Raw genomic sequence first — 12443 nt, 5'->3', positions numbered from 1 at the left:
ATTGCTCTATGCATATACAGATAAAAATTTTAATAAAAATCAAATGCAACAGAACAACGGACTCGATAAAGGTCAAATGATCAGTTTTGCGGTTTTATGTTTGGTACTTTTCGGCTTTATGTTCTATTTCCAGAACAAGCAGCAGAAAGAAGAGCAATTGAAGGCTCAGCAGCAGAAAACTGAACAGGTGAAAACTGCCGTAAAACAAACTCAGGCAAGTAATATCAATCCAAATGTAACTCCAAATGCCATTCAGACCGCTAATTTAGCAGGTAATGAACTGAAGCTGGAATTTTCCAGCCTGGGAGGGCAGATTTCCAAAGTTGAGCTTTTAAAATACAAAGCTTATGATCAAAAAAATGACGAGGCCGATCTTCCGCTTTACTTAATTACTAAAAATAATTCCAGCTATGGGTTCCAGTTTAAAGATAAGACAGGTAAAATAATCAATACCAGGGATTTGGTCTTTTCATCTGCTGTTGCCGGAAATTCTGTAACGATGACCGCCAATTACGGAGGGGCAGTGATACAGTTTATTTATACCTTACTTCCAAAATATACCTTAGATTTTAAAGTAAGAACCCAGGGACTTGCCAAAGTGACTTCCGATACAAAAGCTGATTTCATCTGGAACTATAATGTAAGAAACTTGGAAAAGGGTAGAGCGCAGGAACAGTCTCATACAGAATTCTCTTATGCATTTGATAACTATCAATCTTATGACTATGATGGAAGAACCACAATGGATGAACCTGATGAAACCCTGAACTGGATCGGAGTGAAGCAGCAGTTCTTTTCTTCAGTGATTGAAGCAAAGAATGGTTTTACACAGAGTAAAGGAAATCAGGAAAATGTTGAAGAAGGAGAATATCTGAAAAAATTCAGTTATGAAGGATTTGTTCAGATGACAGGGAATGAATTGAACCAGGATTTTTCATGGTATTTCATGCCTTTGGATCTGCCGTTGCTGAAATCGTATGACAAAAACTTTGATGAGATCTTACCTTTAGGATGGTCCTTTATCGGAGCCATGAACCGATGGTTCTTTATTCCGATGTATAACTTTATATCTTCGTGGGGATTAACGGCCGGCTGGGCAATTTTCCTGCTGACAATCATTGTGAAGCTTATCTTATCACCTATTATGTACAAGCAGCATAAACTGAGTGCAATGATGAGAGTGATCCGTCCGGAAATTGATGAGGTTAATGCCAAATTGAAAGATGCGGATCCTATGAAGAAACAGCAGGCTACTATGGAGGTATACAGGAAAGCGGGAGTTAATCAGATGGCGGGATGTCTGCCGGCTTTGGTTCAGATCCCGATCTTCTATGCATTATTCCGTTTCTTCCCGAACTTTATAGACCTGAGAGGGCAGGGATTCTGGTTTGCAAAGGATCTGACGGCTTATGATGATCTCATTAAGCTTCCGTTTAAAATTCCTTTCCTTGGGGATCATTTAAGTGTTTTCGCGATTGCGTGTACCGTTGTGATTCTGATCTATACCATTATGACTTCAGGAAATATTCAGCAACCTCAGCAGGAAGGTATGCCGAATATGAAAGTATTGATGTACATCTTCCCGATCACATTCCTGTTTTTCTTAAACACTTCAGCATCAGGTCTTTCGTGGTACTATTTCGTATCCAATGCTATTAATATCCTGATCATTTTAGTGATTAAATATTGGATTCTTGATGAAAAGAAAATTCATGCACAAATCCAGGCCAATAAGGAAAAGCCTAAAGCGGAAGGTAAGTTCCAGAAGAGGATGAGGGAGATGATGGAAAAGGCTCAGGAACAACAAAAGCAGGCCGAGCAACAGAGAGGGAAAAAGAAATAACATACTATAACAAAAAAGAGAAGCTGATTATTGTTTCTCTTTTTTATTTAGATAGAATTTAAATTTCAATTTTGGAGTTTGAGGAAATCATAATTCACTTCCTGAAGATTTTTTAATCATATACCAATCTGAAAGACTGCCTGTGGTATTTTGTAGGGCCGTGCTTTATCAGGGCTTTCTGGTGTTGCTTTGTAGCATATCCGAAGTTGGTATTCCATCCATATTGCGGGAATTCTTCATGAAGCTCGATCATTAGCCTGTCACGGTAATTTTTTGCCAGAATAGAGGCTGCTGCGATGGACAGAAGTTTAGAATCCCCTTTAATAATGCATTGATGGGGTATATAATTATAAGGATGGAATTTATTACCATCCACTAGAATAAGTTCCGGCCGGATTGTTAATTTATCCAATGCAAGATGCATGGCATGAATGCTGGCATTCAGTATATTATGCTGGTCTATGAAACCTGCGGGAAGCTCTGCGATAGCATAGTTTTTTACATTTTCCTTAATATAGCTGTCCAGATCCATCCGGGTTTTAAAGTTTAACTTTTTAGAATCGTTAACTAAACTTTGCTTAAAATTATCGTCCAGAATAACAGCTGCGGCAACCACAGGCCCACTTAAACACCCTCTTCCCACTTCATCACACCCTGCTTCAATGTAAATATCTGTCCATTTTTTTAACAAATCCATAAAATTTAACAATTTCTGTAAATCAAAATTAACAATTTTTCAAGAACTATGATAAAAATAACAATTTTTTAAGTTTTTGTTTTGTGTTTTTAAGAAAGTTTTACAAATTTGTATAAGCAAAAATTAATTTGATATGAAGAAACTAACAGCGGGTGTGCTTACATTAGTACTATCTTCATCTCTGGCTGTGGCTAATGCCCAGCAGACGAAGAAGGATAGTGTAAAAACACAAGATATTGAGGGTGTAGTTGTGACTGCACTTGGAATCAAAAGGCAGTCAAAAGCAAGTTCTTATGGAGCTGCAATTGTAGACGGGAATAAGATCAGAGAGGTAGCTAATACAACTCCATTTGAAAGTTTATCAGGTAAAGTGGCCGGGGTTGATTTCTCTTCACCAGCTCAGCCGGGTGCAACTCCTAAAATTATTTCCAGAGGTTTTAAATCATTAACCAGTAACCAACCTTTGTACGTAATTGATGGTACTCCAATGTTGAATGTATCATCAAGTAAAACTGGTTTTGACAGTACGTATGATACCGGTTCCTCAGTAAATGACCTGGATCCGAATACTATTGAATCTATTAACTTCTTAAAAGGAGCAGCTGCAACATCATTATATGGTAAAGATGGTGCGAATGGTGTTGTTTTGATAACTACTAAAAAAGGTAAGGGAAGGTTAAAAGTAGACCTTACATCCAGTATTGATTTTTCCGAAGTATCAAGACTGCCACATATTCAACAGGAATTTGGACAGGGATGGAGCGGTCATAGTTGGTCATTTGTAAATGGAGAAGGTGATTTAGCTGCTTCTAATGAAAATGGTTCATGGGGACCAAAATTTGATGGTAAGATAAGACCTTGGGGCAGAATTTATAATAACATGCAGCAAATAAAACCGTATGTAGGATTAGAAGATGCAGCAAGAGAGTTTTTTGATATTGGAACTACTTATATCAACTCATTAGGGATCTCCGGAGGAGGAGAAAATGCTGATGGGGCATTTACTTTAAGTGATCTGAATTCTGACGGAGTATTCCCATCAGATCAGGATAAATTTATGAGAAGAACTTTAGGTTTTAACGGAGGCTTGAAGTTCAATAAATTCAAATTAAGGGTTTCTACCAACTATTCACACAGAAAAGTAAACGCGGTTCCTTCAGGACAGGGAGATGATGCTTCATTCGGAAAGAGTCTTTTCCAGGAGCTTTTACAGATGCCAACGGACGTAAGTTTTGTAGATATGGAAGATATGGGGAATATTTTCAATACTCCTTCCTATTTCTTTACACCATATGCTGCTAACCCATATACCACATTGGCTAACAATAATGTAAGAGCCAAAGCGGACCGTTTTTATGGTAATACCAACTTTAGCTACGATTTTACCGATAAACTTTCGGCTTCATTACAGTTAGGGGCCGATATTCAGAATGAACAGGTAAAAAGATGGGGAGCTATTGTGGATTACATCCCGGGATCGCCTCAGGATCTTGCAGGAGCCAACGGGGTAGTAGGTGCTGTAAGTGAAACGAAAAGAACAGACAGATTGTATGATGCATACCTTACAGTGAACTATAATACGGATCTTGCAGAGAACTGGAAACTTAGTACAGCACTAGGAGGTGGATATAATGAGAAAAATGGTAATGTATTAGGTGCTTTGGTAACTGATCTGGATTTACCTAACTTCTATGAACTATCAAACTCGGCCTCTACACCAACTCTGATCCAAAATGATTATAAACAAAGATATTATTATGTTTTTGGTTCTGCGGAATTAGGATTTAAAGACAGATATTTCCTTACTGTAACAGGGCGTAATGACTGGTCTTCTACATTACCGGTACAAAATAATTCTTATTTTTATCCGTCAGTTGGAGTAAGTGCAATTGTTCTGAATGATCAAAATTTCTTAAAGCTTAGAGGAAGCTGGGCGAGAGCTGGTAAGGATACTGCTCCTTACAGTGTTTATTCTTTTGCCGGTCAATCAGCGAATACAGGATTTTTTGGACAGCTGGCATATCCTTTCGGAGGAGTTAACTCTTACGAAATTGGTAACAGGATCACCAACGAGAATCTAGTTAATGAGCTAACTACAGAAGTAGAATTCGGAACGGAAGGTAGATTCTTTAAAAACAGATTAGAATTTGATATATCAGTATATGACAGATTGACAGAAGATATGTTGCTGGACAAATTGCTTCCGAAATCTACAGGGTATACAACAATTTTAGGGAACTTTGCTTCCATACGTAATAGAGGTATCGAAGTATTATTAAATGGATATCCTATAAAGGCCAATAATTTCCAATGGAATATGACCTATACTTTTACCAAAAATAAAAGTAAAGTGGAAGATATAGCAGGAGAGGAAAAAGACATCATATTGACAAGTAATTATGGTATCGATTTCAGGTTTGTGGAAGGCGAGTCTTACGGGTCATTTTATGCTCAGGTTCCTAAAACAACAGCTTCAGGACAATATATTATAAATCCGGACAACGGATTTTATGAAGTTACAGAAACCCCTCAGAAAATTGGTTCTGCGGAGAGAGATTTCATTATGGGATTGACCAACAAGTTTACGTATAAGAATTTCAGCTTGTCTTTTGGACTGGATTGGAAACAGGGAGGTGATATGTATTCTTACACAAAAAGATTGAGCCACTTCGTAGGAAATGGTATTGAAACATTGTATAATGACAGAAATCCATTCATCATTCCTAATTCCGTAATTGATAACGGAAACGGAACCTATTCAGAAAATACCATACCGGTTTCTTTTGAGGCTGTTACCAATTATTACAATACCCAGAATAACCCGGGTATTGAGAGAACTCACGTAATTGATAAAACATTCATAAGATTAAGAGATGTTTCTCTTACCTACAGTTTACCTAAGAGTCTGTTGAGAGGAACAGGACTGAATGGTGCTTCAGTTACTCTATACGGTAAGAACCTATTCTTATGGACGCCTAAAGAAAACCCGTATGTTGACCCTGAATCCACTACTTATGGAAATGATATTTTGAGTGAAATGGGAGAATTTAGTGCGAACCCGACACAAAGATATTATGGGGCAATGTTTAAATTTAACTTCTAAAATGATTCAAAATGAAAAAGACAAAAAAAATATTATTGAGTTCTTTGGTGCTATTGTCTATCTGGTCGTGTAATGATCAGTTGGATATCAATAGGGATCCGGATTTATTAGCACCTGAACAAATACCTTTAAATAGTGAATTTACCGGAGCTACCACAGGTGTAGCCACCATATCAGGCTCGAGTTATGCTTTAATTGGTGGATTTTGGGCTCAATATTTTACTCAGAGTGCTACCGCTAACCAGTATAAAGATCTTGATGATTATTCTTTATCTTCTACTGCACAGATTATTACAACTACAGGACCAGGATCTAATGGAGCCTGGGATAGTATGTATGATGCTATATTGGATCTTAGAAATGTTAAAAAGAATGCTTTGGCCCAACAAAACTGGAACTATTATTTAATGGCTACTGTAATGGAGGCTTATGCATTTCAGGTATTGACAGATTCTTTTGGAGCGGTTCCTTTTACAGAAGCTACTAATCCGGAGTTCCCATCTCCCAAATATGATTCCCCTGAAATTATTTATGATGGTTTAGTAGCTAATCTTAAAGATGCCTTGTCAAAAGACCTGTCGAGCTCATCTACTACAGTAATCCCAGGTGCAGATGACTTAGTATTTTCTCCTCTTGTATATCCAACCTTAAATCAAAGAATGGAGAAGTGGACAGAATTTGCTAATACAATGTTATTGAAATTGTATTTAAGACAAACCAATTCAAGGCCATCTGTTGCCCAAACGGGTATTCAGCAGCTTCTTTCATCCGGTGCTCAGTTTTTACAGGCTGATGCTGCAATTACGCAGTATATTGATGAAGCTAACAGAAGTAACCCGCTTTATGAGACGGACAGAAGACAGCTGAATGTTGGAACTAACTTGAGAGCCAGTACTACACTATATTCATTCCTTCAGAACAATTCGGATCCTAGATTTGCTAAGTTCTATAATGCAGGTTCTTCCCAAAATCAGGGAGATTTTGAAAATGCGGCTAATGCCGGAGCAGCAGTTGTTAAGCTTCAGGCTACAGACCCTGTGTTCTTTATTTCAAAAGCAGAAAGTTATTTCCTACAGGCAGAAGCCGCTGTAAGATACAACGGGGGAGCAAATGCAAAAACTTTATATGAGAATGGGGTAAATGCATCTTTTGCTCAGTGGGGAGTTTCACCGGGAGCCTTATTAACGGGTGCTTATGCTTATCCTAACGGTACTTTAGATAATAACCTAAAAGCCATCATTACCCAAAAATGGATATCTTTCTTCCCGGGTAAAGGTTATGAAGGGTTTTTTGAACAGAAAAGAACAAAAATTCCTGCAATAAGCCCTGTTCCTCAAAGCAATATTGCTTATGTGCCGGGACAGTTTTCTTATTCTGTAAATGGTACCACCGGAGGTAAATTCCCAAAAAGAATTATTTATCCAATCACAGAAATTCAGTCAAATGCAAATTTCCCGGGATTAAAGCCGATCACCGATGCGTTATGGTATGATGCTAATTAATATTTAATAAGTAAAGAAATGAAATATAATAAAATAATAAAATTTTTTGCAATAAATGTACTGACATTTTTCGTTGCAACATCATGTTCTTCTGATCATGAAACCTCGAATGTTTCAAATATTACCAATTATCCTGTACTGGAATTAAAAGGAAGCAATCCTACTTTGGTACAGTTGGGATCAAGCTTTACCGATCCGGGAATAAGTGCTACTGAAAATAATAGCCCGATCCCTTACGAAACTACATATAAGGGTGATTATAGAGGGGGCTCTGCATTAAACCTGAGTGTTTCAGACAGATATGTAGCAACTTATAAAGCAACTAATAAAGACGGATTTTTTGCAGTATTTAACAGGAATATCTATGTATATAAAACAGGAAATTTTATAGATAGTATTGAAGGATTATATATGTCAAGAGTGGTAAGAACGCCTGCTCAGGGTGTAGTTTCTCCTACTACTGACTGGAAGTATATCTTAATATGGAGAAATGGTGATGGTACATATGAAGTATCAGATGCAATTGGTGGATATTACGAATTTGGAAGAAGCTATGGTGTTACCTATGCGAGTAGAGGGCTGAAATTAAATTATTCTGCGGGAGTTGCTACTGTTGCTTCACAACCTTCGGGTGTGGGAGCATTTGGTGGGAATATATCAGTTACGAGTGTAACGGTTACTCCGGCAACGAAAAAAATTGTGTTGTCATCTACATGGGATTCAGGATATGACTTTGTAGCAACATTAACTCAAGTAAATTAAAATTATGAAAAAGAACATATTTAAAGTATTATTAGTTTTTATTGTAGCATTGCTATTCATTCCTATTTCTTGTGACAGAGTTGAAGATATTGATGATGAAGGTACTTCTACACAGGATATGGCAGGTGATTGGTTTGTTACAAGAAGTGTTGGCGGCGTAGAAGTTAGTGGTCATGTACTAATATCAACCTATAATACATCAGCCAATAATGGATCTGAAATGTGGATTGATGATCATGAAGGAAATATTTGGGGATTTGCAGATTATCCAATAAAATTTAAAACTCCTATAAACTATTCTCAAAAGACGTTTGGTGGAAGCTCACTCCAAAATTTATATCAGGATTATGATATTACGATAAATGTTTCAGATGGTAAAATTTTGAAAGATGCAGCTACTACGAGTGGAGGTAATAAGTCTGACAGTATCATTTTTAAAGCTGAATTTTCTGATGAGCCAGGTGTTATTTATACATTTGCAGGCTATAAAAGAACTGGTTTTGCTGAAGACGAACATTAATGGCAACATAAAATTCCATACAAACCGCCTTCGGGCGGTTTTTTTATTTCCGTATATTTGTACTTCAAAATTTGAGAAGAAATACGGGCTATTTTATTTGGCCTTTGAAAAATTGAACAGAACCCATGAATATTAAAGATACCATAGAAGTAAAACTTTCTGAAATTATTTTAAATGTATACCAGTTAAAGGATATTAATCTGGAAGTTCAGGAAAATAAAACCGAATTTGAGGGAGATTTTACTATTGTAACATTCCCATTGGTAAAGCAGCTGAAGAAAAATCTAGAAAGTATAGGTGTTGAGTTAGGAGAATCTCTGACAACTCAAACCGAACTGCTGGAAAGCTTCAACGTAGTGAAAGGTTTTCTTAATATTAAAATTAACAATCAGTTTTTCATAGATAATTTCAGGTCTTTAAGCCAAAGTCTTTTAAAAGTTGAAAAAAAGAATGCTACCGTAATGGTGGAATATTCTTCTCCAAATACCAATAAGCCTCTACATTTGGGGCATATCAGAAATAACCTGTTAGGATTTTCTGTTGCTCAGATCTTAAAAGAGGCAGGATATGATGTTATTAAAACACAGATCATTAATGACAGGGGAATTCATATCTGCAAATCCATGTTAGCTTGGGAAAAGTTCGGAAACGGAGAAACTCCGGAAACAACCCATACAAAAGGAGATAAATTCGTAGGGAATTATTACGTTGAATTTGATCAGCATTATAAAAAAGAAATTGCCGAACTTGTTGAACAGGGAGCTGAAGAAGAACAGGCAAAAAAAGAAGCTCCTCTTATGAAGGAGGTACAGAAAATGCTTCTGGACTGGGAAAGCGGAGACAAGAAAGTAAGAGATCTGTGGAATGAAATGAACTCATGGGTTTATAAAGGATTTAATGAAACCTATAAAAGATTAGGGGTAGATTTTGACCAGGTCCAGTATGAAAGTAATACCTATATTTTAGGAAAAGACCTTATTCAGGAAGGGTTGGATAAAGGAGTTTTGTATCAAAAGGAAGATGGCTCGGTTTGGTGCGATCTTACGGATGAAGGCCTTGATCAGAAACTTTTATTGCGTTCAGATGGGACATCAGTATATATGACTCAGGACTTAGGTACTGCTGTTGAGCGTTTTAAAGACAATGATATTCAAAAGCTGATTTATACTGTAGGAAACGAACAGGATTATCATTTTCAGGTTTTATTTAAGATCCTTAAAAAACTGGGCTACTTATGGGCAGATCAATTGCATCATTTGTCTTATGGAATGGTAGAGCTTCCGAACGGTAAAATGAAATCCCGTGAAGGAACCGTAGTAGATGCAGATGATCTGATGCAGGAAATGTATGAAACTGCAAAATCAAAAGCTCAGGAGCTAGGTAAGCTGGAAGGACTTTCCGAGGAAGAAAAAGAAGCTTCTTACGAAATAATAGGTTTGGCCGCATTGAAATATTTTATGCTGAAGGTGGATCCTAAAAAGAAAATGTTGTTCAATCCTGCAGAAAGTATTGAATTTAATGGAAATACGGGGCCGTTTATTCAGTATACATATGCACGTATTCAGTCTTTACTCACAAAGGCAAATTACGAATACAAAGATGTTTCAGAAGTTCCCGTAAATGAATTTGAAAAGGAATTGATCATGCTGTTGGCCAATTATGGAATAATAGTGGAAAAAGCTGCTGAAGTCTTAAGCCCGGCTTTGATCGCTAACTATGTTTATGATCTGGTTAAATCATATAACTCATTCTACCAGAATCAGACTACACCAATTCTGAAACTTGAAGATCAAAATTTAAAACAGTTTCGTTTGAATTTATCATATATAACGGGGAAAATAATAAAGAAATCCCTGGGTTTACTTGGAATAGAAACTGTGAATAGGATGTAAAAAATAAGCTGTCTCATATAAGGCAGCTTATTTTTATATTTGTTTCTAACCAGGCCCTCTCATGAATGAGAACGCGGAGAGAAAGGTTTGAAAAGTATAACAAACTCGTATATGTCGGAAAATTATAAACAATGGGAAATCAGTCTGTACGCATATTCTTGCAGACCGATAGTAATATAAAACGAAGTTTTAGGATTGAAGAATTAAAAGCGGGTAATGTTTTTTTGCTATTTGTTGCATTTAAGTACAACACAATCTTATTTATTTCATTAATGATTATTCTTTTCCAATTGCTGAATGTAATATAATGGTGTCATTTTTACCCTGCTCTTAAAGGCATTGGTAAATGTAGTGGGACTTTTATAACCCAGCTCTTCAGACATTGCCTGAATAGTATATTTTCGAAATTTAGCATTGCTATTTAATTCTTTTAATACATAATTTATTCTCAGATTATTTACATATTCTGAAAATGTCATGCCTTTATGCTGATTTATGATTTGGGATAGGTAGGTTGTATTGGTGTTAAGCTGTTTTGCAATTTGTGCAAGTTTGAAATTATTGGATAAGAATTTCTTATCCGACTCCATTAAGTCTATTTTTTTGAGGATTTGATTAACTAATTCATCTTCTATTATTATAGGATTTTCGATCTTTTCGGTAGTTACAGGATAAATATTGAAATTATGAATTTCATCAATCTTTTTTTGAAATTCCAGGAATGTCTTCTTTTTTCTTTTATTATTCCTATAAACAATGAAAAAAATAATTCCGGAAAATGTCAGTACAAGCAAAACTATTAAGAAGAAAGTAAATCTTCTATTTTTCTTTACCATTTCTTTAGATACAGATTTTATTTCCTGCTGCTCATACATTCCTAAAAAAGCATTTCCTGAAGTATCCCGGACTCTTTTCTTTTCCATTTCAGACAGGCTGAGTTTCGCATATCTATATGCATTTTTACTTTCTCCCGTGTTTTCATAATTAATGCTTAACAGGTGATATATTTTCAGCTTAGTGTCATAGGCACATTTTGCCTCAGTCTTTTTGTTATATACTTTATTAATATAATAAAAAGCGGAATCAGTTTTTTTGAGAAATGTATATATTTCGGCTTTTCCCAGCCAGACTGTCTCACGGGAAAAGTTTTTTTCCATAAGTACCAAGTCTTTTTCACAACTATTATAGAGTGATAACGAGTAATTATATTGCTTTTTTAGTAAAGCAATATGAGCTAACCGGTTGGTGAGTAGTGTTTTAGAGTATTGGGCACGTATAGAAGAGTGTTTCATTATCTGATAAGCTCTTTCATAATTAAGTTTAGAAGAATCCAGAAATTGCTTTTGACCAGTATCTTTATACCATTTAATAAATGCATCTCCTTTTGTGTTATAAGTTGCAGCAATTTCTCCTGATTTCCGAAAATTGCTACAAAGAATATTTTCTCTATCCCGATAAATATCATTTATTCGGAGATCCAATACCTGAATACCTTTTTTATAATTCCCTAATTCTATATACGCAACGGCAAAAAATATTCTTTGCTTTTTCTGATATATCGGGCTTAATCCCTGAGAGAAAAACTTCAAATATTTTAATCCCTGTGAAACATTTCCCAATCTCTTTTCAATATAAAACAATCTTGATATAGCAGTATGCTTTAATCCTTCATAAATAGGTAAGCTCAGTTCGTTTTTATTATTTTCAACCTCGTTTAATGTGGATAAAACAGCTTTTTCTGCATTTAGATATTCTCCTTTCTTGTATAACGCGGTAGCGGAATCAAACTTAATATATAAATGATCACTCAGGTCATATTTAGAGAGTCTTTCAAATTTTATATTTTCCTGGCTCAGTTTAAAATGGGCTAATTCTTTTTGGCCTTTTTTTAATAAGCTGTCTATTTCTAATGAAGCTTTTTGATCCGATGTATTTTGAGAAAATATTTTTATACAGATAAAAAAAATATATAGGGCCTGTACTTTTTTCGTTAAAATCATTATATGTGTTTGTGTTTTTTCAAAAGTATTCAAAATTTAAAATACAAACCAAATTGTAGTATTATTAAAAACATTTTTTAGTCAGCAATAAGAATAATCAAGTAAAAAAGGAAGTCGTCTTTTT

8 protein-coding genes are annotated in these 12443 nt (G+C 35.6%); 6 read left to right on the top strand and 2 right to left on the bottom strand.

All coding sequences use genetic code 11. The features are described 5' to 3' along the window. Positions 1-43 precede the first annotated feature (43 nt). A complete protein-coding gene (gene yidC, locus HNP38_RS13260; protein ID WP_184190316.1) occupies positions 44-1843 on the top strand; it encodes a membrane protein insertase YidC in 1800 nt (599 codons plus the stop codon). Positions 1844-1955: 112 nt separating this feature from the next. Here yidC and HNP38_RS13255 read toward each other — a convergent pair whose 3' ends face one another. Then, complete coding sequence (locus HNP38_RS13255; RefSeq protein ID WP_184190314.1) at positions 1956-2540, bottom strand: ribonuclease HII; 585 nt, start codon at positions 2538-2540, stop codon at positions 1956-1958. A 133-nt stretch (positions 2541-2673) separates the two neighbouring features. On the opposite strand from HNP38_RS13255, the gene HNP38_RS13250 reads away from it, so the two are divergent. The 5 genes from HNP38_RS13250 to argS all read left to right on the top strand — a co-directional run bounded on the left by HNP38_RS13250 (position 2674) and on the right by argS (position 10319). After that, entirely contained in the window at positions 2674-5643 is a 2970-nt protein-coding gene (locus HNP38_RS13250) for a SusC/RagA family TonB-linked outer membrane protein (protein ID WP_184190311.1), read from the top strand. An 11-nt stretch (positions 5644-5654) separates the two neighbouring features. Continuing rightward, positions 5655-7145, top strand: coding sequence for a SusD/RagB family nutrient-binding outer membrane lipoprotein (locus HNP38_RS13245; protein WP_184190309.1), 1491 nt, complete (start codon positions 5655-5657; stop codon positions 7143-7145). An 18-nt stretch (positions 7146-7163) separates the two neighbouring features. Further along, positions 7164-7907, top strand: a complete 744-nt coding sequence (locus tag HNP38_RS13240; protein WP_184190307.1) for an immunoglobulin-like domain-containing protein — start codon at positions 7164-7166, stop codon at positions 7905-7907. Positions 7908-7911: 4 nt separating this feature from the next. Then, a complete protein-coding gene (locus HNP38_RS13235) occupies positions 7912-8427 on the top strand; it encodes a lipid-binding protein (RefSeq protein ID WP_184190305.1) in 516 nt (171 codons plus the stop codon). A 125-nt stretch (positions 8428-8552) separates the two neighbouring features. Further along, positions 8553-10319, top strand: a complete 1767-nt coding sequence (argS, locus tag HNP38_RS13230) for an arginine--tRNA ligase (protein WP_184190303.1) — start codon at positions 8553-8555, stop codon at positions 10317-10319. Between the two features lie 269 nt (positions 10320-10588). Here argS and HNP38_RS13225 read toward each other — a convergent pair whose 3' ends face one another. Beyond that, positions 10589-12319 (bottom strand): helix-turn-helix domain-containing protein, encoded by a 1731-nt coding sequence (locus tag HNP38_RS13225; protein WP_184190301.1) that lies wholly within the window; start codon positions 12317-12319, stop codon positions 10589-10591. Positions 12320-12443 lie beyond the last annotated feature (124 nt).

The organism is Chryseobacterium defluvii (assembly GCF_014204415.1).
GTDB lineage: Bacteria > Bacteroidota > Bacteroidia > Flavobacteriales > Weeksellaceae > Chryseobacterium > Chryseobacterium defluvii_A.
Note: the sequence above shows the minus strand (reverse complement) of the source record. Positions and strands in the feature narration are given on the sequence as shown.

What these genes read in the sequence shown, in the direction of transcription:
- yidC (WP_184190316.1), top strand. Translation starts at nt 44, where the DNA reads ATGCAACAGAACAACGGACTCGATAAAGGTCAAATGATCAGTTTTGCG.
- HNP38_RS13255 (WP_184190314.1), bottom strand. Translation starts at nt 2,540, where the DNA reads ATGGATTTGTTAAAAAAATGGACAGATATTTACATTGAAGCAGGGTGT.
- HNP38_RS13250 (WP_184190311.1), top strand. Translation starts at nt 2,674, where the DNA reads ATGAAGAAACTAACAGCGGGTGTGCTTACATTAGTACTATCTTCATCT.
- HNP38_RS13245 (WP_184190309.1), top strand. Translation starts at nt 5,655, where the DNA reads ATGAAAAAGACAAAAAAAATATTATTGAGTTCTTTGGTGCTATTGTCT.
- HNP38_RS13240 (WP_184190307.1), top strand. Translation starts at nt 7,164, where the DNA reads ATGAAATATAATAAAATAATAAAATTTTTTGCAATAAATGTACTGACA.
- HNP38_RS13235 (WP_184190305.1), top strand. Translation starts at nt 7,912, where the DNA reads ATGAAAAAGAACATATTTAAAGTATTATTAGTTTTTATTGTAGCATTG.
- argS (WP_184190303.1), top strand. Translation starts at nt 8,553, where the DNA reads ATGAATATTAAAGATACCATAGAAGTAAAACTTTCTGAAATTATTTTA.
- HNP38_RS13225 (WP_184190301.1), bottom strand. Translation starts at nt 12,319, where the DNA reads ATGATTTTAACGAAAAAAGTACAGGCCCTATATATTTTTTTTATCTGT.